Origin of the sequence: Lelliottia sp. CFBP8978 (assembly GCF_034046055.2) — a bacterium.
Classification (GTDB): domain Bacteria; phylum Pseudomonadota; class Gammaproteobacteria; order Enterobacterales; family Enterobacteriaceae; genus Enterobacter.
The window spans coordinates 58,009-81,370 of the sequence record NZ_CM188253.1; the positions used below are offsets into that span (position 1 = coordinate 58,009).

The 23,362-nt window shown below is 54.4% G+C and carries 23 protein-coding genes and 1 tRNA gene; 4 read left to right on the plus strand and 20 right to left on the minus strand.

Features of this window, described 5'->3' with window-relative positions; genetic code table 11:
• Nucleotides 1–6: 6 nt before the first annotated feature.
• From SOM82_RS00240 to SOM82_RS00290, 11 genes are all read right to left on the minus strand, one after another.
• A complete protein-coding gene (locus SOM82_RS00240; RefSeq protein WP_320460629.1) occupies nucleotides 7–537 on the minus strand; it encodes a DUF3833 domain-containing protein in 531 nt (176 codons plus the stop codon).
• Nucleotides 534–1,061 carry a chalcone isomerase family protein gene (locus SOM82_RS00245; RefSeq protein ID WP_320460630.1) on the minus strand — a complete coding sequence of 176 codons (528 nt, stop codon included), beginning with the start codon at nucleotides 1,059–1,061 and terminating at the stop codon, nucleotides 534–536. The genes SOM82_RS00240 and SOM82_RS00245 overlap by 4 nt, the downstream gene beginning before the upstream one ends.
• Nucleotides 1,058–1,543 (minus strand): DUF2878 domain-containing protein, encoded by a 486-nt coding sequence (locus SOM82_RS00250; protein WP_320460631.1) that lies wholly within the window; start codon nucleotides 1,541–1,543, stop codon nucleotides 1,058–1,060. The genes SOM82_RS00245 and SOM82_RS00250 overlap by 4 nt, the downstream gene beginning before the upstream one ends.
• Nucleotides 1,540–2,760: a class I SAM-dependent methyltransferase gene (locus SOM82_RS00255; RefSeq protein WP_320460632.1), complete on the minus strand. Its 1,221-nt coding sequence runs from the start codon at nucleotides 2,758–2,760 to the stop codon at nucleotides 1,540–1,542. The genes SOM82_RS00250 and SOM82_RS00255 overlap by 4 nt, the downstream gene beginning before the upstream one ends.
• Nucleotides 2,757–3,479 (minus strand): DUF1365 domain-containing protein, encoded by a 723-nt coding sequence (locus tag SOM82_RS00260; RefSeq protein ID WP_320460633.1) that lies wholly within the window; start codon nucleotides 3,477–3,479, stop codon nucleotides 2,757–2,759. Before SOM82_RS00260 ends, SOM82_RS00255 begins: the two co-directional genes overlap by 4 nt.
• Nucleotide 3,480: 1 nt before the next feature.
• On the minus strand, nucleotides 3,481–4,740 hold the full coding sequence (locus SOM82_RS00265) for an NAD(P)/FAD-dependent oxidoreductase (protein ID WP_320460634.1): 1,260 nt from the start codon (nucleotides 4,738–4,740) through the stop codon (nucleotides 3,481–3,483).
• On the minus strand, nucleotides 4,737–5,456 hold the full coding sequence (locus tag SOM82_RS00270; protein WP_320460635.1) for an SDR family NAD(P)-dependent oxidoreductase: 720 nt from the start codon (nucleotides 5,454–5,456) through the stop codon (nucleotides 4,737–4,739). The genes SOM82_RS00265 and SOM82_RS00270 overlap by 4 nt, the downstream gene beginning before the upstream one ends.
• Nucleotides 5,453–5,887, minus strand: a complete 435-nt coding sequence (locus SOM82_RS00275; protein WP_320460636.1) for a nuclear transport factor 2 family protein — start codon at nucleotides 5,885–5,887, stop codon at nucleotides 5,453–5,455. Before SOM82_RS00275 ends, SOM82_RS00270 begins: the two co-directional genes overlap by 4 nt.
• 180 nt (nucleotides 5,888–6,067) lie before the next feature.
• Nucleotides 6,068–6,478, minus strand: a complete 411-nt coding sequence (gene uraH, locus SOM82_RS00280) for a hydroxyisourate hydrolase (protein ID WP_320460637.1) — start codon at nucleotides 6,476–6,478, stop codon at nucleotides 6,068–6,070.
• 98 nt (nucleotides 6,479–6,576) lie between these two features.
• Complete coding sequence (locus SOM82_RS00285; protein WP_154128476.1) at nucleotides 6,577–7,305, minus strand: MerR family transcriptional regulator; 729 nt, start codon at nucleotides 7,303–7,305, stop codon at nucleotides 6,577–6,579.
• A gap of 81 nt (nucleotides 7,306–7,386) precedes the next feature.
• Complete coding sequence (locus SOM82_RS00290) at nucleotides 7,387–7,821, minus strand: hypothetical protein (RefSeq protein WP_320460638.1); 435 nt, start codon at nucleotides 7,819–7,821, stop codon at nucleotides 7,387–7,389.
• A gap of 136 nt (nucleotides 7,822–7,957) precedes the next feature.
• Here SOM82_RS00290 and SOM82_RS00295 point away from each other — a divergent pair, with 136 nt between their 5' ends.
• Nucleotides 7,958–8,956: a class I SAM-dependent methyltransferase gene (locus tag SOM82_RS00295; protein ID WP_320460639.1), complete on the plus strand. Its 999-nt coding sequence runs from the start codon at nucleotides 7,958–7,960 to the stop codon at nucleotides 8,954–8,956.
• Nucleotides 8,957–9,381: 425 nt separating this feature from the next.
• Here the strand turns inward: SOM82_RS00295 and SOM82_RS00300 are convergent, their stop codons facing one another.
• Nucleotides 9,382–9,672: a SymE family type I addiction module toxin gene (locus SOM82_RS00300; protein WP_320460640.1), complete on the minus strand. Its 291-nt coding sequence runs from the start codon at nucleotides 9,670–9,672 to the stop codon at nucleotides 9,382–9,384.
• A 136-nt stretch (nucleotides 9,673–9,808) separates the two neighbouring features.
• Between SOM82_RS00300 and SOM82_RS00305 the strand changes: the two genes are divergently transcribed.
• Nucleotides 9,809–10,000 (plus strand): toxin-antitoxin system HicB family antitoxin, encoded by a 192-nt coding sequence (locus SOM82_RS00305; protein WP_320460641.1) that lies wholly within the window; start codon nucleotides 9,809–9,811, stop codon nucleotides 9,998–10,000.
• Nucleotides 10,001–10,049: 49 nt separating this feature from the next.
• Here SOM82_RS00305 and SOM82_RS00310 read toward each other — a convergent pair whose 3' ends face one another.
• The 4 genes from SOM82_RS00310 to SOM82_RS00325 all read right to left on the minus strand — a co-directional run bounded on the left by SOM82_RS00310 (nucleotide 10,050) and on the right by SOM82_RS00325 (nucleotide 12,626).
• The gene (locus SOM82_RS00310) at nucleotides 10,050–10,964 is read right to left on the minus strand and encodes a reverse transcriptase family protein (protein ID WP_320460642.1); all 915 of its coding nucleotides are present in this window, start codon (nucleotides 10,962–10,964) and stop codon (nucleotides 10,050–10,052) included.
• 199 nt (nucleotides 10,965–11,163) lie between these two features.
• Entirely contained in the window at nucleotides 11,164–11,448 is a 285-nt protein-coding gene (locus tag SOM82_RS00315) for a hypothetical protein (protein WP_320460643.1), read from the minus strand.
• A gap of 4 nt (nucleotides 11,449–11,452) precedes the next feature.
• A complete protein-coding gene (locus SOM82_RS00320) occupies nucleotides 11,453–12,325 on the minus strand; it encodes a phosphoribosyltransferase-like protein (protein ID WP_320460644.1) in 873 nt (290 codons plus the stop codon).
• Between the two features lie 206 nt (nucleotides 12,326–12,531).
• A tRNA-Sec gene (locus tag SOM82_RS00325) sits at nucleotides 12,532–12,626 on the minus strand.
• Between the two features lie 286 nt (nucleotides 12,627–12,912).
• On the opposite strand from SOM82_RS00325, the gene SOM82_RS00330 reads away from it, so the two are divergent.
• Nucleotides 12,913–14,307, plus strand: coding sequence for a glycoside-pentoside-hexuronide family transporter (locus SOM82_RS00330; protein WP_320460645.1), 1,395 nt, complete (start codon nucleotides 12,913–12,915; stop codon nucleotides 14,305–14,307).
• 12 nt (nucleotides 14,308–14,319) lie between these two features.
• The gene (yicI, locus tag SOM82_RS00335; RefSeq protein WP_320460646.1) at nucleotides 14,320–16,638 is read left to right on the plus strand and encodes an alpha-xylosidase; all 2,319 of its coding nucleotides are present in this window, start codon (nucleotides 14,320–14,322) and stop codon (nucleotides 16,636–16,638) included.
• Nucleotides 16,639–17,105: 467 nt separating this feature from the next.
• Here yicI and SOM82_RS00340 read toward each other — a convergent pair whose 3' ends face one another.
• From SOM82_RS00340 to trmH, 4 genes are all read right to left on the minus strand, one after another.
• Nucleotides 17,106–18,821, minus strand: coding sequence for an AsmA family protein (locus SOM82_RS00340; protein WP_320460647.1), 1,716 nt, complete (start codon nucleotides 18,819–18,821; stop codon nucleotides 17,106–17,108).
• Nucleotides 18,822–18,940: 119 nt separating this feature from the next.
• Entirely contained in the window at nucleotides 18,941–20,335 is a 1,395-nt protein-coding gene (locus SOM82_RS00345) for a nucleobase:cation symporter-2 family protein (protein WP_320460648.1), read from the minus strand.
• A 102-nt stretch (nucleotides 20,336–20,437) separates the two neighbouring features.
• Nucleotides 20,438–22,519: an ATP-dependent DNA helicase RecG gene (gene recG, locus SOM82_RS00350; RefSeq protein WP_320460649.1), complete on the minus strand. Its 2,082-nt coding sequence runs from the start codon at nucleotides 22,517–22,519 to the stop codon at nucleotides 20,438–20,440.
• Nucleotides 22,519–23,307, minus strand: a complete 789-nt coding sequence (gene trmH, locus SOM82_RS00355) for a tRNA (guanosine(18)-2'-O)-methyltransferase TrmH (protein WP_320460650.1) — start codon at nucleotides 23,305–23,307, stop codon at nucleotides 22,519–22,521. The genes recG and trmH overlap by 1 nt, the downstream gene beginning before the upstream one ends.
• Nucleotides 23,308–23,362: the final 55 nt, after the last annotated feature.

Consider the following 23,362-nt stretch of genomic DNA (forward strand, 5'->3'; position numbering starts at 1 on the left):
GTCCCCTTACTGCGCGTTGCGGGTGAAGAAAATGGTCACCGTCCCGACGTTAAAGCCAAATTTCGTCATCGCGGTTTTATTAAAGAGATGTTTGCCGTCCTGCAAATACATCCAGTCGTCGAAGTGCAGTAGCCAGGTTTTGCCGTCGGCTTTGACGTTCATGCTGTAGCGCCAGTTGAAGGCGTTTCCCGCCGCCTGGCCGGTCGCCACGCCCTCGATATCCCCCGCACGGCCTTCAAAGCGATCGGCGCTGACGCGCCGGATATGCCATACGCGCTGCTGTTTTTCGCCATCGTCGTACACAAACTGTTCGTTGAGCGTCAGCGTATCGCCGCTGACCTCGCCCTTGATATCGACGTGGAAGCGGCGAATTTGCTTCCCGCTGCGATCCTGCACCATCCCCCAGGCTTCGGTCTGGCCCTGAAAATAGTCGAAGATATCGAGCCGCGGCTGCTGCTCGCGGTAATCATTAATATCGGTGCTACAGCCGGCCAGCAGCGTCATCAGCATCAGGCCGAGAGTCAGAAAACGTTTCATGGTTTACCTCCGAGCAACTGCAGTCGTAGTTCGGGATATTGCGTGCGAGGGCCGAGCCAGATCGCCAGAAAGCGCTCGCTGAAAGTGGCCGATTGCGGTGGGCCGAGCGGTGTGAACGGCGAGCGGGCCGTCGGGGCGCGATACCAGAATTGCCCCTGGCCGTTAGTCACGACAAACGCCAGCTGGCTTCCCTGATCCACATCGGGCCAAAGCGCCCGCAGCCTGCGCAGCCACTCCTCGCTGTTGGGTTCACTGTCCAGAATGCCCTGCGCCTGCCACTGATCGCGGGTGGCGTCGACCAGTTCGTCACGGCTGATGCTGCGCTGATAGGTGATCAGCAGCGCCTGATCCTGTTGCAGGCCGGTGTAACGGCCATCCGGGGTACTCAGCCGGGAGCGATAAACGTCAAACGGCCCCCAGGTCAGTGTCGCCTCGCCCACTTTGCGCCAGGTGAGCCAGTCGGCGGCGTGCGCCGCAGGGAGCGCGGCAGCCAGCCAGAGCAGAAGCAGCAAGGCGGATCTCATGGTTGCCTCCCCACCAGCAGATGGAAAAACAGAATTAACACCAGCCAGCCCATCGCCATCCAGCTCAGGACGATGAATGTCGGGGCCAGAAAAGCGATCGCGCCCAGACGCTCGCCGAGAAAATAGGCCACCGGCCCGCCTGCGGTGCCCATCAGCACCAGCAGCCAGCGGGGCAGCGCGGTAGTGCTGGTGAGCTGGTTCCAGACGCAGGCGAACATCAGCCACAGGGCCATCATCCACAGCGGCAAAATGCTGTCGCCGTTGAAACGAATCAGTCCCGTCAGCGACCAGAGCGTATCGAGCGAACTGCCCGCGGCGGCCAGCAGAATGGCGTAGATACGCTGGACCGGCTTCAGCATCAGGCAGGCCAGTAGCGCCAGCGCCAGCCAGACCATGACGCCGCGCTCGCGAAATAGCACCACCAGCGTCCAGTAGAGATCGAACGCAATAGCCAGCAAAAAGACCTGCACGTGGCGGTTCATACGCGCTCTGCCGTCAGCTGCACCACGCTGATGGTGCGGGCGTTGAACCCGGCTTCACAGTAGCCCAGGTAGTAGAGCCACATCCGGCGGAACCGCTCGTCAAAGCCGAGTTTTTCAATATCCTGCCAGGCATGGATAAAGCGTGTGCGCCAGTGAGCCAGCGTGCGCGCATAGTCCGGTCCCATATCAAACAGATTGCGTACCACAAAATCGGTATGGCGGGTCATCAGATCGCTCATCGCCGTAATGCTTGGCAAAAAGCCGCCGGGGAAGATATAGCGCTGAATAAAATCGACGCTTTTGCTGTAGGCGCGGTAGCGCTGGTCCTGAATGGTGATCGCCTGAATCGCCATTTTGCCACCGGGGCGCAGGCGCGCCTGACAGGTGCGGAAAAATTCCGGTAAGAAGCGTTTGCCGACCGCCTCGATCATCTCTACCGACACCAGTTTGTCGAACTCCCCGGTGAGATCGCGATAATCGCACAGCAGAACCTGAACCCGATCCTGCAGCCCGGCGCGGGCAATTCTGGCCTGTGCCCAGCTAAACTGCTCTAACGACAGTGTGGTGGTGGTCACCCGGCAGCCGTAGTGACGGGCAGCAAATTCCGCCATCGCGCCCCAGCCGGTGCCGATTTCCAGCAGATGATCGGCAGGCTTCAGCGCCAGCTGGTCACACAGTCGCGCCATTTTTGCCTGCTGCGCGGCCGTCAGATCCTGATCCGGCGCGGTAAACAGCGCGCTGGAGTAAAGCAGCTCATCATCGAGAAAATGGGCATAAAAGGTATTGCCCAGATCGTAATGGGCGGAGATATTTTCCCGCGCCTGCTGACGATGGTTGCGGCGCGACCAGTGGCGCAGGCGTTCAACGGGCTTGCCCAGCAGCCGAAAACCGCTCTCCAGCCGCCCCAGCGCTTTACCGTTGAGGGCTAAAATCTGTAGCAAAGTGGGGAGCTGATGCGTCTCCCATTCCCCGTCCATCCAGGCTTCGGCGGCGGCAAGACTGCCGCCGGTCAACACCCGCCGGTATACCGCGGAGGAGAGGATCTCCACGTCGGCATGCAGCGCTGCGCTGGCGTCACCGAAATGGAACGTCTGGTTACCCTCGCGTACGGTCAGCGAACCCTGCTGCAACTCCCCTAAAAGTCGGAACAGCAGCCAGCGCGCCATCCGCGCGTTGCGCGGGCATTCTGGTTCAAGCGCATAAACGGGATCGGTCATGAGCGTTCACTCCTGCTGGCGGGGTGGTTATAGATGGGCATGCGTTTAAGCCACAGCCGCAACGCCTGCCAGTAAATCGCAAGGACGGTTTTGAGCGTCATCAGGGGGATGCACCGCAGCAGCGAATTGAGCGCTGCGCGGGTCAGCGGCTGGCGGGCCAGCATCAGCGTGGCATCAAACACTTTCGCTTCCTGATGGTTTTCAATGTGCATGTGCAAGGTTTTGCCGGGACGATTGAAGCGCCAGTGATACACCATATCCATCGGATTAAACGGCGACACATGGAACGCTTTCGCCATCGGGCGCGCCTCCTGCCCGTTCACCGCGTAGTAGTGCCGCTCGTTCCACGGCGTGTTGCGGACCTCGGTCAGGACCCAGCGCAACGTCTCCTGCTGGTCGAAGCAGTAATAAAAATTGACCGGATTAAAATGGAATCCGAAGTAGCGCAACTGGGTGAGCAGCATGACCCGGCCATCGGTGCGTTCCCCGGTCAGGCTCTCCAGCCTGTCGAGCGCCTTCTCTTTGAGTGGCGCGCCCAGCGGATAGTCGCTGTCGTGGAATGAGGCCGCGGCAAAGCGGTTGCGGCGGATCCCTACCGACGGCAGGATCGCCAGTTCATCGAGATCGAGCCAGGCCATAAACAGCTGATAGCGAAAGTGGTGCGCCCGGGGCAGCAGACGGCGATGGCGTAGCACGCCCTGGTACAGGCAACTGTTCATGTTACGCCCCCTCCACGGCGGCGATCCCTGCCACCACATCAAGCGCGCTATGCACGCCATCCTCGTGAAAACCGTTGTACCAGTAAGCCCCGCAGAACCAGCTGCGCTGGTGGCCGTTGATCTCGGCGCGCCGGGTTTGTGCCCGCCAGCTTGTCGGATTGAATTGGGGATGTTCATAAACAAAACGCTGCCAGACGTAGCGTTCGTCGATTGCGGTGTCTGGATTGAGGGTGACGCAGAACAACGGCGTCCCCTTCGGCAGCCCTTGTAAAATATTCATGTTGTAGGTTACGCAGGCGCTGGCGTGATCCTGTTCGCTCAGACGATAGTTCCAGCTTGCCCAGGCACGTTCACGCACCGGCAGCCAGCGCTTGTCGTTATGCAGCACCACTTCGTTACGTTGCCAGCCAATGTCGCCGAGAATTTCGCTTTCTGCCTGGCTGGGATGTTCCAGCAACGCGAGCGCTTGCCCGGAGTGACAGGCAAAAATCACCTGGTCGAAGGTGTGGGTCCGATCGGCAATCTGCACCTCTACGCCATCAGCATGGCGAGTCACTTTTTGCACCGGGGCGTGGGTGTGCAGCGTCAGACGGTCGCCCAGCTTCGCCAGCAGGGCGCGGACATACTCGCGCGATCCGCCCGGCACGACGTACCACTGCGGCCGATGCGTGATATCCAGCAGCCCGTGGTTGTCAAAAAAGCGCAGAAACAGCGCCAGCGGAAAACGGCGCATCTCCTGTAACGACGAGGACCAGATGGCGGCCCCCATCGGCAGAATGTAATGCCGGGCGAAAAAGTCGCTAAAGTGGTGCTGTTCCAGGAACGTTTGCAGCGTGTGGTGGTTGTCCACCGGCCCTGCCAGCGCCTGTTTTGCCAGCCGGTTAAAGCGCACAATGGATTTGAGCAGCCGCCAGAAAGTGGGATTCAGCAGATTGCGCCGCTGGGCAAACAGCGAAGTCAGGGTGTGCCCGTTGTATTCCAGCCCGCTCGCAGGGTTGTGGACGGAAAAACTCATCTGCGTTTTTTGTCCGCTGATACCCAGTTCGCTTAACATGCCGATAAAACGCGGATAGGTGCGGTCGTTGAAGACGATAAACCCGGTGTCGATGGCAAATGTGCCTGTCGGGGTCGCGATATCGACCGTCGCGGTATGGCCGCCAACCGCGCGTTCTGCCTCGAAAAGAGTGACGTTATGGTGTCCGGCCAGCCGCCATGCGCAGGTCAGCCCGGCGATCCCGCCGCCGATGATGGCGATGTTCATGAGCGCACCATCCTGCGCAGCAGCGCGTGCTGGACAAATAGCGGCAGTGACGCCAGCAGGCGCATCACCAGACTGAATCCGCCGGGGAAGGCGATATGCGTTTTGCCTTTCGCCACGCCACGACGGATGGCGGTCACGGCCTGTTCCACGCTCACTTTTGCAGGCATGGGGAAATCGTTTTTGCGGGTGAGGGGCGTATCGACAAAGCCCGGTGAAACCACCGTGACGGCAATGCCTTTCGGTTCCCAGTCGAGGCGCAGACTGTTGGCAAACCAGGTGAGCGCCGCTTTGGATGCACCGTAGGCTTCTGCGCGCGGGAAGGGCAGCCAGTGCGCCATGGAGCTGACCAGCACCACGCGGCTTCCGGGCGCAAGCTGATCCTGTAGCGCCGCCAGGCAGTTGACGGGGCCGCTAAAATTGGTGCTCATCACCCGCGCGACCCGATCGACGTCGATCGTGCCGCGATCGAGATATTCACAGGTGCCGGCGCAGAGGATCGCCAGGTCAACGCGGCAATCGGCCAGCGCTTCGCGACAGGCTTGCGCGTCGGTCATATCAAACTGGCGTAATGAGATGTGCGGGTTGTACTGGCGCAGCGCCTCAAGGCGAGCGGCATCCCTGCCACAGGCAATGACGCGATAGCCGTCATCCGCCCAGGACTTCGCCAGTCCCTCGCCAATCCCTGAGGTGGCTCCGGTGATGAGGACAGTCATCATGGCCGCACCCTCCTTTTGACGCCGCGAACCGCCCAGCCCAGCAAGGGCAGGTGTTCATAAATCATCTCTCCGGCATCGTAATAATCGCGCTGACGCACAACCGTGGCGTCCTGTACCTCCACCACGGAACAGCCCGGCAGGGCGAGCGTTTCGCCATCCGTTAAACGCGGATGTGACCAGTGCATCGTCCATGTCAGTGCAAAACGGTTGCCGTCGGTGAAGGGCTTGTCGATGGAGAAATGGCACTCATCCACATTGGCCAGCAGATGGGTGAAGTAGCGCTGGATCGCAAACAGCCCCTGATGCTGACCGAAAGGGTCGATCAGTACCGCGTCGGGGTGATAAAGCGCAGGCAGGGCCGATGGCGGCTGGTTTTCCAGCCCGGCGTAGTAACTCACAAACCGATCAATAACGGAGTGCACGGCGCTCATTGGCTCACCTTTGCTGTAAACGATCCTGAAAAAACGTGATACTTAAAACTTACACAATCATTGTAATTTGTCCAAGTTTAGATTGGATTATTTTTTATTTGATATATTTTTCAGTGTGTTATTTAGGTGTGCTTGATGCAGGAAATTGAGCGCTCCCGTGAGGGGGGAGCGCCAGAGGTGTCAGCTGCCTTTGTAGGTGGAGTAGCCGTATTGGCTTAACAGCAGGGGAATGTGCAGCTTTTCGTTGCTCTTCGTGACGGTAAACAGTACCGGAACTTCCGGGAAAAACGTGTTCATCTTCTGGCTGTGGAAGTAATCACCGGTTTTGAATGTCACTTTATACACGCCCGGCTGCATGTCCTGATCCTGCGGATAGAGCGATTTAATCCGCCCGTCCTGGTCGGTTTTGCCGCTTGCCAGCGTGGTCCAGCTGTTTTGCTGTTGTTTTTCCAGAGTGACCGTCACATCAGGCGACGGAATACCGGTTTGCTGGTTGAGAATATGAACGCTCAGCGTACCCACCGGGGCGCTAAAGGCGACGGGGGCGAAAGCCATGGAGGATAAAAGCAGCAGGCCGGAGATCTTATTCATTTTGTTTTCCTGTTTTATGATTAATAACAGGAAAACGTTAGCATTCTGGCGGCGGAAAAATATTCAAATTTTCGTGATAACTGGCGCGGGAAATAGATTTACAGGGTAATCACTTCAAGGGAAATGACCTGTTGTTGCCACTGTTCAATCTGTTTTTTACGCGCGGCGGTTAATTTGCCGGTAGTGACCAGTAACCATTTTCGATCCGGGAAAATATCCGGCGCCAGCGTGGCCGGCGGTACCGGAAGGACGTCGATCCGGTGTCCTTGCCCCGTGCGTTTAAGCGCTTCGAGCCAGATTTCACACGGGTCGTTCAGATGCCAGCCGCTGAGTAAATAATTATCGCCCGGCGCGCGTTTATCCCCTTCAAGACAAAATGAGGTGTAGGAAATAATTATGCCGTCGAGAATTTCGCGCAGGGTCATTATTGCCGGAATATTCGCCGAAACCTGGCTTCGCAGCGGACGCAGGACTTCTGTGACTAATTCCGGTCTGGGGGATTCGCGGCCTGAATCGTAAATAAGCTGGCGCAGGGATTCTATTTTTCCCTCTTTCAGCCGCTGCAACATGCTCTCTTGCAGGGTGAGCCAGTTGTTGGTGCGGCGCGCGCCCGGTCGTGCCAGCAGCGGTTTCACCTGGCTGACCGGGACGCCTTTTTTCACCCAGTCGAGAATTTTCAGCGCCTGCTGTACGTCGTCATCGCTGTAAAGGCGATGCCCGCCATCGGTGCGCAGCGGCTTTAGCAGACCATAGCGACGCTGCCACGCCCGCAGGGTGGTGGCGGTGATGCCGCAAAGCCGCGCGAATTCGCCGATGGAGTAAGACATGGATAACGCCCGTAGAAAAAGTTAACTCTCAATATACTACGTATTCTTCCCGGCTGGATGAAGCGTTAACCATTCTGATCTTTACGAGCACATCATATTGAACGGTCCTGGCGGGCAAGGGCGCAGCATCGCCTGGATCCGCTCTTCTTTTAGCGTGTACATCCCGCCAGAGAACGGGTCCACAATCCACCAGCCCAGCACGCCGAAGATAATATTGCCGAAGGTGTACCAGTGGCTGAACCGGTACTCCAGCGGCATCATGACCGAGTAGTAGCCCTGCTGTTTGAGAGTCAGCGTGTAGTCCCGTTTGCCGAAATAACTGCCGTCGGATTTCTTGATAATGACGGACCGCGGCGTCGTGCCGGTGGCGATGATCAGGCCATCGCGGTCGATAATCGAGTAATACGCATGGGGCGGGGTACTGTCGATATACACCATCTCTTCATTGCTGCCCACAATGCTGGCGCAGCCTGACAGCATCAACGGCAGCAGCAGCCGCCAAACCTGTTTTTTCATCCCGATCGCTCCCTCGTGTATAGCGATTCAGAGCGGCACAGGTGAGCTGAAAATTAAGGCATATCGTGCATTTTTCGTAGGGTAATGCCGTCGCGTTTGCATAGACTTGCGTGTAGGGCCGAACGGGGGGAACGATATGAACTGGCAATCTTTTCGCGGTAGTGCTCCGGCAAATATGACCATTTACAGCGCATCGTTTCCCGATGTCAGCGATCAATGGCCGATGAAAGACGATGCCAGGAAAGAGATCGATGCGCTCGATCAGGCCCTGAAGGCTGACCCTCAGCTTCTGCCCCCGCGGCTGGAAGACGGTGAAAACGGATTACCGCTGCTTGTCCCGCAACATCGCTATTCCGAGCAGGCGTACCGCACGCGCCCGGCGCTGGCGGCCTGGCGCGCCCGGCTGGTCCCTTCCGCGCTGGCGCTGTTTGTGGTGCAAAACCCGCTGGAAGATCGGCTGCCGGAAGGCACGCGGATGGACAGCGAAAGCCGCCAGTGGTTTATCCATGCCAATGATGCGATCGGTGTGCGCTCCCGCGCGCAGGTGCTGGGCGCGCTGGTTAATCAATACATTCACAATGAAATCGAAAGTGACTGGATAAGCCTGGCGAGCGGCGCGGCCATTCCGGTGCTGGAGGCGTTGCGCGCCGCAAAGCTGGACGGACAGAGCGTTCACCTGACGCTGGTGGATGATGATGTTGTCGCCCTGCATTGGGCCGAAACGATGGCGGCGCAGGAGGGGCTGATCGTCGGGGAACAGCTGACGTTGCTCAAGCGCCATCTTATCCACCATTTCATCCGCAGTGACGATTTACTGCTGGAACTAGGCGAGCATCAGGCCGAACTGGTCGACGCGCTGGGCATTTTTGAATACTTCAACGACGCGGATGCGGTGATTTTCCTGCAACGCGCGCTCCGGCTGGTGAAACCCGGCGGGGCGGTGATTGTGTCGAATATGCTCACCAGCAGCCCGCAGATTGACTTTACCCTGCGCTGTATCGGCTGGTCGCCTATTTTTCCGCGCACGTTGCAGCAATTGCAGGATATCCATCTTGCGGCGGGGATCCCGGCGGAAAACGTGACGGTGATTGTACCGAAGGATGGGGTGTATGCGGTGATGGAGATTAGGGTTTGATTGGGGGTTTTGCTCGATCGGTTGAGGGAGAGGGTTAGGGGGATATGCTGCTGAAGTGGTTATTCCGTTCACTTTGCGAACCGCGATTCTCTGTCACCACGATACCCGTGAACGTGCCAGGGTGGCTCAATCGCCACCACCCTGGCAACCCGGGCTCCCGGCGGTAAATCGCCGCTTCGCGGTGCCCTCGTCTTATTCCTTCCGGCTGACGGGGACGGGCGCAGGTAACGTCCCTGTAAAGCAGCGCCCTCGACGCACATCCCTGTGCGTCGCCCCTACCTCCAGTCAACGACTCAGCGATTTACAGCCGGACCAGGGCATCGCTGTGGGTTTTGAGTTTTTTGCGGCGGTGATATTGCTGTGCTCGATCGGTCCCCTCTCCCTGAGGGAGAGGGTTAGGGTGAGGGGAAAACCCCGCACCAAACCTAATGCACCCCAACCAACGCCCCCTCAATCCCTTTCAACTTCGCCTGCGCCTGTTTTAATTCGTCCAGCAACCGCTGCTCTTGCTCGCTGTACGCCACCAGAACAATACACCCGTCCATGACTTTGACCGTCACCTGTTGCCCGGTTTCAAACCCAGCGGCGCGCAGCCACTTGCCGGAAAGCATGATGTTCGGCGTGGTTTTGTCGTGAACATTTGGACGATATCCCACAATTATCGTGCGCTCAGTTCCGGTGGTGGTGGTGTCTGGGGTAGAATGCGAATCAGCCATAATCAACTCCTTGATAGTTGGTGAGGTTAGCTCTCGTCAGGTATTGCGAGTACCAGACGAGGGCGTTTAATTCTCAGGTTATTGTGTGCTAAGGTACGTATCTTAATGGTGATATTTTGCTCTCATAGGTACGTACATGTCAACAGCCAAACGCGACCCAAATCAGTCAAAATCCGGAAAAGCACCGACTTTTCAGATTCGCATTACACCGGAGCTGAAGGCTGAGTTTGAGGCCGCTGCAAAAGATGCAGGAATGAGTTTAGGGAATTGGTTGAAGAATTTAGGACGAGAGGAATTACTAAGGCTTGGTAAAAGCCAAAATAAGTAATTATTTTTCTTTAAAAGAAAGTAGTTCTAAATTTTAAAGAATAGTAAAATCATCTACCAAGAAATTTCAGATGATGCCGACTGATTTCCAATTTTTTATTTTGGAAAAAACCATTATTGGGCTCAATTTGGAGCAAATAGTTTATTTTTCCTAAAATTCTTTCATAAATTAATGGGTCCAAAGGAGTGATCGCAGAAAGGTCATTAATGTTTTTCTCCAATATAAAAATATCTTTTCTAAGTTCCCGCTTGAATTTTCTTGGGCATTTCATCGTTCCATTTGTTATAGATACCCCCGTTAGTATTTTTTTTGAGTTCTTCATTTTTATTTTTGTTTTGTCTTTGTTTATAGAAAAACCATTTTCACTTAAGATTCCACATACATATTTTTTGAAGTTTTTGGGTATATGATTTCCAGAAAAAGCCAAATCATCGGCATATCGAGAGTAAATTAAATTAAATTTAAGTGCTAAGGCATTTAGTCTGTTATCAATTGAATGGAAAATAATGTTACTTAATATTGGGCTAGTACTTGAACCTTGTGGAATACGGTTATTTAAACAACATAAAGATGTAATAACAGATGCAGTTGACGCATTGATACCCATATTTATTAAGGAGTTGAATATTTTACTGTTTGTAATGTTACCAAAGAAATCACTGATATCCAGGACCAGTAAAACATCGGATTTCACATGTTTTTCAGCATGCAAAATTGCATTTTTCCCATGAGTATAGGCAAAAACCGCCTCATGTGGTGCAAATCTCTCATCTAAGAAATGATAAATTTTCTTCTGGATAAAATCTAAAAATGGGTAGGGAGCGTTTATCTCCCTAAACCCGCCTCTTTTTTTTTGTAATTTAAATTGCCTATAAAAAGAAGACGGTGACGCAATAATAGGTGATATTAAAGATGGTTTTATATCTTCTAAGTTTAGCGTATCGATAAAATTCTGGACATTCATTATGGTTGCTGGACCCCGACGCTACTTACTTACTTTAACACGGTGTTCACAATTCATGTCAATGAATTGTGAACTACTGTACTTCGTCTTGACGAAGTACAGTACATCAGTTCAGTGGCTAAAACCAACCTAAACGAACGAGGCGTATACACCTCAAAATGCTAGCGTTGGAATCCAGCAACACAATAATATCATAATGTTAAAAATGTTCAATTTTTTTATTTGAATAAACTAACGCATTTGGTTTTTTTGTTTTAAAGTAAAAGTTGAGCATCTTTAGATCTTGGTTAGAATGTTTTTCTTTTAGTTTAATCATTCTTCCAGATTTTATAATAAGCCCCGTTTCTAAAAGTTCACCTACAGATTCCAATATTATTTTTATAGGAGCTCTATATTTTTGGTGAAAATAATAAAGTTCATGCCATTGGCCATCAAGTAAAGTATGAACTATTTCTTTGACACATATTTTTAAATAAGAATTCATATGTTTATCCCGCCCTAGTTAATAATGTACAATGACGGGCGTCATTTTTGATTATTGGCCACCATAACACTGGGAAAACATTGTTTGGGCAGTTATCGTTCGCACCACAGTAAAGGGTTTCGCTGCGATTAAAACCTAACGAATAATCTGGAAGAGATTTATTTTTGTATCGTTTGCCTAGTTTATTTTCTAATGAAAGCATAATATCAATGTAATATTCAATCTGAGTTAAAGAAAAACTTTCCGATATTCCCTTGAGTAATACGTGCTTAACATAAATTAATGATTCCGATTTTTCAGAAAAAGCCTTTAATCCAAACTGCATCCCTGCAAATCCAGTGATAAAAATATTTATCGTGTTAACATCAATTCCATTTTCGCTTAAGAGTTTCTTCAACCATTTTTCTTTTCTTTCAATTTTACCACCTGTTCCTATGAAATCATCGAATAGGACAACATTATCACCATTTTTTATATGATCTATTGCAGATGGTATATTAGCTATGTATCGATTGTGCCATTCTTCAATCGGTTTTATTTTATTTTTTAATTTTTGAAGTCCAGCACTAGAGCCATCTACCTCAGATTTGTTTGCAACAGCAACGATCCAAGTATTTTCGGGTGATAATTTCCACTCATTAATCTTTGAGTTTAATGCAAGACAGGCTTCTCGCTCTTTAATGTCATTTAAATAAAAGAATCTTTTTAATAACTCACATAAGAGTTTTTTTTGATCATGATTGTCACAGAATTCAAATAAAGTAATTAATTCATCTTCGAAATTTTGTATCCAAGGTTGGGCATCAATTACTTCAACAATGAAATTGAAATTTATTTCTTCAGATACTTTATTTCTTAATGGACTATTACTGTTCATGCCACAAGATTTCCTTTTTTTTCATTAAGTGAGTGATAATCTATACTTAATTTAACATGCTTTTTTAGAGCAAGGAAACAGAATTGTATAAAATTTATACGCGCTAGAAAATCTAGTGAATTGTATAAAGAGAAATAATTAAAAAAACTATGCAGATTCCAACAAAATTTACAAAAAACGATAAAAGGATCTTATCGATTTTGTATTGGCGGAAGATCACAGGAGTCGAACCTGCCCGGGAACGCTGGCGTCCCCAACTGGATTTGAAATCCAGCCACCTCACCGGAGATGACGATCTTCCGCGCCTCGATTGCTACATGGAGGCGGTGCGCATTATAGCTACTTTCAGGCATTTACCACATCATTTCGCACACTTTTTTCACCCCTCTTTTGACCTGTATTACCCCCTTTCGGTTAATTCCTAAGAAAATCCTCAGGTTAGCCTTTCTCTCCCGAGTTTTACCGCGATCACAAAAAAGAAGAAACGTAAGTTACTAACGAGAAAACAGAATACCCGCTCGCCAAAGGATGGTTTACAAGTTAAGTCACCGGTCTCAGCGCCCCTACAGCGTCAAAGGATTACAAAAATGAAGAGCGAAGTATTATCCGTTAAGGAAAAGATTGGCTACGGCATGGGTGATGCCGCCAGCCACATTATTTTTGATAACGTCATGTTGTACATGATGTTTTTTTATACTGATATTTTCGGCATTCCCGCCGGGTTTGTCGGCACCATGTTCCTGCTGGCGCGTGCGCTGGATGCGATTTCTGACCCGTGCATGGGCCTGCTGGCCGACCGTACCCGCAGCCGTTGGGGTAAATTCCGCCCGTGGATCCTGTTTGGCGCGATTCCGTTCGGTATCGTATGTGTGCTGGCGTACACCACGCCGGACCTCAGCCTGAACGGTAAAATGGTTTACGCCGCCATCACCTACACCCTGCTGACCCTGCTCTATACCGTGGTCAATATTCCGTACTGCGCGCTGGGCGGTGTGATCACCAACGACCCGACGCAGCGTATCTCCCTGCAATCCTGGCGCTTTGTGCTGGCGACGGCGGGCGGCATGCTCTCCACCGTGCTGATGATGCCGCTGGTGAAGCTGATTGGCGGTGAAGACAAAGCCTTCGGCTTCCAGGGCGGGATCGCCGTGCTGTCGGTGGTGGCATTCCTGATGCTGGCGTTCTGCTTCTTCACCACCAAAGAGCGCATCCAGGTGCCGCCAAGCACCACCTCCATGCGTGAAGACCTGCGCGACATCTGGCACAACGACCAGTGGCGCGTGGTCGGTGTTCTCACCATTCTCAATATCCTCGCCGTCTGCGTGCGTGGCGGTGCGATGATGTATTACTGCACCTGGATTATCGGCTCGCCGGAAGTGTTCGTCGCGTTCCTCACCACTTACTGCGTCGGCAACCTGATTGGCTCCGCGCTGGCCAAACCGCTTACCGACTGGAAATGCAAAGTCAGCGTCTTCTGGTGGACCAACGCCCTGCTGGCGGTGGCGAGCGTGGCGATGTTCTTCGTGCCGATGCATGCCACCGTCATGATGTTCAGCTTTATCTTTGTGATAGGGGTTCTGCACCAGCTGGTGACGCCGATCCAGTGGGTCATGATGTCCGATACCGTTGATTATGGCGAATGGACCAACGGCAAACGTCTGACCGGCATCAGCTTTGCGGGGACGCTGTTTGTGCTGAAGCTGGGTCTGGCACTGGGCGGCGCAATGATTGGCTGGATGCTGGCGGGCGGGGGCTATGACGCCGCCGCCAAAACCCAGAACAGCGCCACGATTAACATCATTATCGGCCTGTTTACGCTGGCGCCTGCGGTCTGCTACGTGCTCAGCGCGATTATTGCGAAACGCTATTACACCCTGAAGACCCCGTTCCTGACCAAAATCATGGGCGAGCTGGCGCAAGGCGCACGCCGTAACCAGCAGGCGTTCGACGACCTGCCGGTCAGCAAAGAATTACAGAACTAAGAGGAAGAAAGTATGAAAATCAGTGACGGAAACTGGCTTATTCAACCGGGCCTGAATGTGACCTATCCGGTTCAGGTGTTCGACGTGGAACAGCAGGGCAACGACCTGGTGGTGTATGTCGCACCGCGCGACGTGCGTGAACGCACCTGGCAACTCGACACATTGATGTTTACGGTTCGCCTGTTCTCGCCGCAGGAGGGTATCGTGGGGGTGCGTATCGAGCACTTCCAGGGTGCGCTGGACAACGGTCCGCACTATCCACTGAATGTTCTGAAAGACGTTAAGGTTGAGATTGAAAATACGGCGGAATTTGCCGAGCTGAAAAGCGGTAACATCAGCGTGCGAGTCACGAAAGGTGAGTTCTGGGCGCTGGATTTCCTGCGCGATGGCCAGCGCATCACCGGCAGTCAGCTGAAAAATAACGGCTACGTGCAGGACGGCAACACTGACAGCAACTATATGTTCGAGCGTCTGGACTTAGGGGTCGGCGAAGCGGTGTACGGCCTTGGCGAGCGTTTTACCGCGCTGGTGCGTAACGGCCAGACGGTCGAAACCTGGAACCGTGACGGCGGCACCAGCACCGAACAGTCGTACAAGAATATTCCGTTCTACCTCACTAACCGCGGTTACGGCGTGCTGGTGAACCATCCGGAAAATGTATCGTTTGAAGTCGGCTCGGAGAAAGTCTCCAAAGTGCAGTTCAGCGTCGAAGGCGAGTATCTGGAATATTTTGTAATCGACGGCCCGACGCCGAAAGAGGTGCTGAACCGCTATACGCAGTTCTCCGGCCGTCCGGCGCTGCCGCCAGCCTGGTCGTTCGGCCTGTGGCTCACCACGTCGTTTACTACTAACTATGACGAAGCCACGGTCAACAGCTTTATTGACGGCATGGCCGATCGCGATCTGCCGCTGCACGTCTTCCACTTCGACTGCTTCTGGATGAAGGCGTTCCAGTGGTGCGATTTTGAGTGGGACCCGGTCACCTTCCCCGATCCGGAAGGGATGATTCGTCGCCTGAAGGACAAAGGGCTGAAAGTCTGCGTGTGGATCAACCCGTATATCGGCCAGAAATCACCGGTATTTAACGAGCTGAAAGAGAAAGGCTATTTGCTGAAACGCCCGGATGGCTCGGTGTGGCAGTGGGACAAATGGCAGCCGGGACTGGCGATTTATGACTTCACCCATCCGGAAGCCTGCCAGTGGTACGCGGACAAGCTGAAAGGGCTGGTTGATATTGGCGTCGATTGTTTCAAGACCGACTTCGGCGAGCGCATTCCGACCGATGTGGTGTGGCATGACGGCTCCGATCCACAGAAGATGCACAACCACTACGCGTATATCTACAACGAGCTGGTGTGGGATGTGTTGAAAGAGACGGTGGGCGAAGAAGAGGCGGTGCTGTTTGCGCGCTCTGCGTCGGTCGGTGCGCAGAAGTTTCCGGTGCATTGGGGCGGTGACTGCTATGCCAACTACGAGTCTATGGCAGAAAGCCTGCGCGGCGGGCTGTCGATTGGTTTGTCGGGCTTTGGCTTCTGGAGCCATGATATCGGTGGATTCGAGAATACCGCGCCAGCGCACGTCTACAAACGCTGGTGTGCGTTCGGGCTGTTCTCCAGCCATAGCCGCCTGCACGGCAGCAAATCGTACCGTGTGCCGTGGGCATACGACGATGAGTCCTGCGACGTGGTGCGCCACTTCACTCAGCTAAAATGCCGGATGATGCCGTATCTGTACCGCCAGGGCGCGCTGGCCCGCGAGTTTGGAACGCCGATGCTGCGTGCGATGATGCTCGAATTCCCTGACGATCCGGCGTGTGACTACCTCGATCGCCAGTATATGCTCGGCGATGCGGTGATGGTCGCGCCCGTATTCAGTGAAGCCGGTGATGTGCAGTTTTACCTGCCGGAAGGCCGCTGGACGCATCTGTGGCATAACGACGAAGTGCAGGGCAGTCGTTGGCACAAACAGCAGCACGACTTCCAGAGTCTGCCGGTCTATGTGCGCGAAAATACGCTTCTGGCGCTGGGTGACAATAATCAGAAACCTGATTATGCGTGGAATCACGGCACGGCCTTCCAGCTCTTTAGCCTGGCAGACGGTTGCTCGGCGGTGAGTGAAGTGCCTGCGGCGGATGGTTCGGTGGTGTTTACGCTGACGGCTTCTCGCCAGGGCGACACCGTGACGGTGAAAGGTGAAGGCGATGCGCAAAACTGGTCGGTTTGCCTGCGCAATGTGCAGCAGATCGCTGGCGTCAAAGGCGGCTCACATGCGGGCAGCGAGTGGGGCGTGGTAGTGAAATCCGCAGGGAATGAAGTGGTGATCAAACTGTAGTGCTGTTTCCCCTCACCCTGACCCTCTCCCCATAGGGGAGAGGGGATTTGTCCGGAGCCGGGCTGGCTTCTTCTGTGGCTTGTCGCCCGAAAAAAAAGACCGCGTAGTTCAGTTCCCTCTCCCTTGAGGGAGGGGATTTGTTCGTAGCAGGGGCTGACTTCTTCTGTGGCCTTTCGCCCGATATAAAAGACCGTGCAGTTCAGTTCCCTCTCCCCATAGGGGAGAGGGGATTTGTCCGGAGCCGGGCTGACTTCTTCTGGGGCTTGTCGCCCGAGACAAAAGACCGCGCAGTTCAGTTCCCTTTCCCTTGAGAGAGGGGATTTGTTCGGAGCCGGGCTGACTTCTTCTGTGGTTTGTCGCCCGATATAAAAGACCGCGCAGCTCAGTTCCCTCTCCAATCAGAGAGGGGGGATTTGTTCGATATAAAAGACCGCACTGTTCAGTTCCCTCTCCCTTGAGGGAGAGGGCTAGGGTGAGGGGGAAGCCGACGGCTCCGCGGCCGGAGTCGTCGAAACCACCCCTCCCGTCATGGTCTGTATCACCTGCTGTTTATCCATATTCACGGCGCTCAACTTCCCGTTAACCGTTGGTTTCAGCGGCGCGTTGTCCTGCACGCTGCCGCTTGCGGTCAACAGGATATTGCCGTCGCCACTAACAGGAAGCGCCGGCCAGCCCCACTGCTGGAGGATATTAAGCGGCACGCCGCGCCCGTTCAGGCTGACGGTGGTTTGTCGCTGCGGGAGCTGCGATACGGCGGCTGTCGCCTCCAGAATTCCTTTCTCGGTAAACGCGCTGAGTTCGGTGATATTCACTGTTGAAGCATTGGCGGCCAACGCCAGCGACGGACGACGGACATCCACGCGGTTGAATGTTGCCGCTGCACCGTTGAGCGTGGCGTTACCGCTCCACACGCCCCACTGGTGCGCTTTCGCCAGCTGCAGATTGGCGCCATAGCCATCGAGAGCGGTAATCTGCCACGGGAAAGCCGGATCGATATCAATGACCAGATTTCGGCTCAGACCGAATTTTTTCAGCGTCACGCTGTTGAGCCACTCCGGAAGCGGATCCATCCACAGGGTTTTCCAGTTTTGCGGAAGCGTGTATTCCAGCCCGGCCACGGCAACATCGTCCAGCACCAGCGCTTTACCGTTACGCAGCCAGTTACCGGACGTGCGCACCATGCCCCCTTCCCAGCGGGAGGTGAACTGGCGCAGCGCAATGCCCTGTGGCGAGAATTCCGCATTCATAATCGGGTCGAAAAGATGCAGAGAACCATAGATCAATTCGCTGGCATTCATGGATAAACGCCCTTCCTGGCTCTGCCAGTCGCCTTTACTTAACGTGAGATTACGCAGGCTTAAATCAAGGTCGGTCACTGCCCAGTCCGGTCCTTGCAGACGTGCGTCGGTGACCTCCAGGCGACCAATTTGCAGCGAAGGCAGCGTGGTAATGGGCGCAAAGAAATCCATGAATGATTTGTCGCTTTGCAGACGAATGTCGTTCAGGCGCATAGTGTCGATGACCCAGCCCCCGTCAGCGTTACGCCGCGCGGTGCCGGTCAGCGAGCCACGGGCCATATCGGCGCCGATAGTGCCCAAATTCACCTCTTTGTCGTTCAACTCGCCCTGGATCAGCACATTGCTCGCAGGCACGCCATTGAGGGTGAGGGATCCGGCGCTCATCTGAATCTGCGCTTTTTTGCCGAGCACATTGCCTGCTTCCGGCTGCCAGGGGCTCACGCCGCCTGTTACTTTCTGCGCACTCAGATCCCACGCAGTATTGGGGCTGTTAAACGCCATGTTATTCAGCTGCAGGCGGTCGGCCTGGAAGGGGAGCGGAGCGGTCTGCGGCGAGAGATTGAGCGTGCCATCGGTCAGGGTGATGGTATCCATATGCACGGGATCGGTGAGCTGGCGACTGCTCAGGCCAATATCGACCGTTTTTGCCACCAGTGTGGCCGGTTTGCCGTCGCGACCAAAGGTGACATTTTCCAGAATGAGGTGAGAAGGGGATGAAAACCGGTGATCCATCAGATCAAAATTGAGTTCGTAATCGGTATTAACCGTCACCCAACTGCTCACCTGAGCCGCGCCCCAGCGGGTCTGAATAAGAAAATAAAAGGCCAGGACTGCGATCATGACCGCAATCAAAATCCAGAGGAGTAGCTTTCCAATAAATTTCATCGTCTTCCATCCCGTCAAACGCACATAGAGGAGTTATGCACGATTTATGCGCAATGCTCAAGGCGGGATTCGTGTCATTAGGTATCACGGCAGGCAATGAGAGCCTGCCGTGATAACCGTTAGTTTTTTTCAGGCGGGAAAACGAGGTTCAGAATGATGGCAGTGATGCCGCCAGCGGCAATCCCCGAGGAGAGCAGATTTTTCACCCAGTCTGGCGCAAATTGCAGGATCAGCGGCTGCTGAGAAACCCCCAGGCCTACGGCCAGGGAGAGCGCGATAATCATGATCGCACGGCGGTTTAACGGCTCACGGGAGACAATACGCACGCCGGAAGCGGCGATAGTGCCGAACATCACCAGCGTTGCACCGCCCAGCACCGGTTCAGGAATGTGCTGCACAAAACCACTCACCGCCGGGAACAGTCCGAGGACGATCAGCATCAGCGCAACCACAAAGCCCACGTAGCGGCTGGCTACGCCGGTCAACTGGATCACGCCGTTATTCTGGCCGAAGCAGGAATTCGGGAAGGTGTTGAATACGGCCGAGACAAACGAGTTCAGGCCATTCGCCAGCACGCCGCCTTTTAAGCGTTTCATATAGAGCGGGCCAGAAACGGGCTGTTCTGAGACGTCTGAGGTGGCCGTGATGTCGCCGATGGTTTCCAGCGAGGTAATCATAAATACCAGCATCAGCGGCAGCAGCAGGCTCCAGTCGATACCTAAGCCGTAATACAGCGGCGTCGGGACCATGATCAGCGGGCTGTTGGCTGGAGCGGTGTTCTCCGGCAGCATGCCCAGCGCCCAGGCCATCAGATATCCGGCCGCCATCGCGATCACCAGAGAAGCCACACGCAGGTACGGGTTACGCTGACGGTTGAGCAGAATAATAATTGCCAGCACCACGCCCGCCAGCAGCAGGTTTTTCGGTGCGCCAAAGGTGTGGTCGCTCATGGCCGCATAGCCGCCGCCGATAGAGGTCAGGCCTACCTGAATCAATGACAGGCCGATAATCATGACCACTACGCCGGAAACCAGCGGCGTGATCACCCGGCGCGCCAGATGCAGGACGCGGGAGATCACCATTTCCGTACAGCTTGCCAGCATCAGCGTGCCAAACAGCGCCGCCATCATCGTCGGCACATCGGCACCGCCGGTTTTCAGTGCTGTTCCACCCATGATCAGCGGAGCCACAAAGTTAAAGCTGGTGCCCTGAATCGAGAGCAGCCCTGACCCGACCGGACCCCAGGCTTTAATTTGAATAATCGAGGCTACACCGGATGCAAACAGCGACATGCTGATGATGTGTTGAGTGTCCTGGGCGGGTAATCCCAGCGCCTGGCAAATCAGCAGGGCAGGTGTGATAACGGCCACGAACATCGCCAGCAGGTGCTGACATGCTGCGAACAGAGTCTGTGCCAGAGGCGGGCGGTCTTCAAGGCGGTAAATTAATTCACTATTATATTGAACCTGCGCAATCGGTTGCGCATCTGGCGACTCTACGGCGTTAACGGACATCGGCGGCAATCCCACGGTGGAAAAGCGGGCATTTTATCTGACCGAATGGTAAAAGCAAACGATTGCATTTAAAAAATTTAAAAGCGTATCTGGCGGGATTTATCAGGCGTTGGAATAACGTTCGGTTTCCGGCATCCAGCGCTCAATCAATGCGGCGGCCTGGGCAGGATGGCGTTCATGAATGTAGCGTGCAAGCCTTTGAACTTCCGGGATGAGAGACTGATCGCGCAGCAAGTCGGCGACTTTGAATTCGGCATTACCGGTCTGGCGAGTGCCTAACAGTTCACCAGGCCCACGGATCTCAAGATCTTTTTGCGCAATCACAAAGCCGTCATTGCTGTCGCGCAGGACCTGCAGGCGCATTTGTGCCGTTTTGGAAAGCGGGGATTTGAACAGCAGCACGCAGTGGGAAGCGACTGCACCACGGCCAACGCGGCCCCGCAGCTGGTGGAGTTGCGCAAGACCCAGACGCTCCGGGTTTTCGATGATCATCAGGCTGGCGTTGGGGACATCCACACCCACTTCGATGACCGTTGTGGCGATCAGCAAATGCAAATCGCCCTGTTTGAACGACTGCATCACGGATTGTTTTTCCGAGGGTTTCATACGGCCATGCACCAGTCCGACGTTCAGCTCGGGTAGCGCCAGCTTCAGCTCTTCCCACGTCGCCTCTGCGGCCTGGGCTTCCAGCAGGTCGGACTCTTCAATGAGTGTGCAAACCCAATATGCCTGTCTGCCTTCCTGAGTGCAGGCATGGCGTACTCGTTCGATGATCTCTGAGCGGCGCGTGTCCGGGATAGCCACCGTGGTGACCGGCGTTCGTCCCGGAGGGAGTTCGTCGATAGTCGATGTATCCAGATCGGCATAGGCGGTCATCGCCAGTGTTCGTGGGATGGGAGTGGCCGTCATGATCAGCTGGTGAGGGTGAAAGCCTTGTTGAAGCCCTTTTTCCCACAGCGCCAGCCGCTGATGCACGCCAAAGCGGTGCTGTTCGTCGATGATCACCAGCGCAAGGCCGTTAAACTGCACCTGTTCCTGGAAAATAGCGTGGGTACCGACAATCATCTGTACCTGACCGCTGGCGATGGCTTCCTGTTGCGCAAGACGTGCTTTGCCTTTTTGCTTTCCGGCCAGCCAGCCCACTTCAATGCCAAGCGGGGCGAACCAGTGACGGAAGTTATTGGCGTGTTGCTCGGCAAGCAGTTCTGTCGGTGCCATCAGCGCCACCTGTTTACCGTGAGCAATGGCGCGCAATGCAGCCAGCGCGGCAACCAGCGTTTTACCGGAACCTACGTCTCCCTGAACCAGGCGCATCATCGGCACGTCGAGCGCCATATCGCGTTCGATCTCTGCGGTGACCCGCGCCTGTGCGCCAGTCGGTTTGAAAGGCAGCGAGGCCAGAAGCTTATTTTTTAACGCATCGCTTACAGCAAGGGATTGCGCATGAAAACGCTGGGCACCGGCGCGAAGCGCCAGCATGCTTAGGTTATGTGCCAGCAACTCTTCAAGAATAAGCCGACGCTGTGCCGGGTGCTGGCCGCTTTCTAGATCGCTGAGCTGTAAAGAGGGCGGCGGGCGGTGCAGTGTGCGAATAGCTTCCGGCAGGCTCATCATCCCCTGTGCCAGCTCGGGCGGCAGCAGCTCGGTAATGGCGCAAGTATCGAGCAGTTCAAGCGCCTGATCGGTAAGTTTGCGCAGCGTTGCCTGTTTAACGCCTTCGGTCGTGGGATAAACTGGAGTGAGTGTCTCTTGCAGTTCCGGCGTACTGAGATCGCCCTGCACGCGGTATTCCGGGTGGATCATCTCCGCGCCGTATTTGCCTCGTTTGGCTTCGCCATACGCCAGCACCCGACGCCCTGCGGCGAGGCTATTTTTCATCGCCGCGCTGAAGTTAAAGAATCGCATGGTGAGAATGCCGGAACCATCACTGATCTGACACGTCATCATTCGGCGGCCGCCAAAAGAGATATTACAGTTCAGGACTTCGCCTTCCACGGTGGCGTAGATACCAGGTAGCAGATCGCCGATGGCATAAAGCTGGGTGCGATCTTCGTATCGCAAAGGGAGATGCAGGAGCAGATCCTGCACGGTGTGCAGACCGATTTTTGCCAGCTTATTGCTTTGCGCCGCGCCAACGCCCGTTAGCGTATTCAGCGGAACGGCATCGAGCAGGCGGCCGTTCATTACTCTTCATCCTTCAGGCGGTCTTCATTTCTTCCGGCTACATAGCGCGCGGGATTGTGCTCATTTATCGTAGCAGTGACGCCGGGATGATTGCGGGTTTCCTGGGATGATTGCATTGTTGTCCACCACGCGGCATCGGCTTCGATTTCACCTTGTGCGTTGACGTGGGGATAGGGCAGGTTTTTTTGCTTTGCGACGCGGGCAAGGACAGGATAACCCCCCTCGAACAACAGACGCTGCTGTTCATCTTCAGGAAGCATGCTGTTTTCGCGCTCATACATCCCCGCATTCTGCCGCTGGCGCTGCGCTTCATACAAAATCAGCGCGGAGGCAACAGATACATTTAAGGACTGCACCATGCCCGTCATCGGGATAATAATGTCTTGATCCGCCAGATCCAGCGCTTCCTGGGTGATCCCGGTTTTTTCCTGACCCATCAGAATGCAGGTTGGGCGGGTATAATCAATCTCGCGAAAATCGACGGCTTTATCAGAAAGATGGGTCGCCAGAATCTGCATACCGCAGCCTTTCAGATGCGATACGGCTTCGGCAATCGTGGGATGGGTTTTGACCGTCACCCAACTGTTACTGCCCGCCGCGCTGGAGGCCATGGTGCGTATCCGGTTGCCGGGCCAAACCGCGTGGACTTCATGTACGCCCACGGCGTCCGCAGTGCGAACGATGGCAGAGACATTATGAGGTTTATGAACCTGCTCCATACAGACCGTCAGGTCAGGCTGACGTCTGGCGAGCATCTCACATATACGCGCATAACGCTGTGAATTCATAAACACTGCATCCTTCAAATTGCCTCGACTCGTTATTCGGCCCATTTATGGGCCT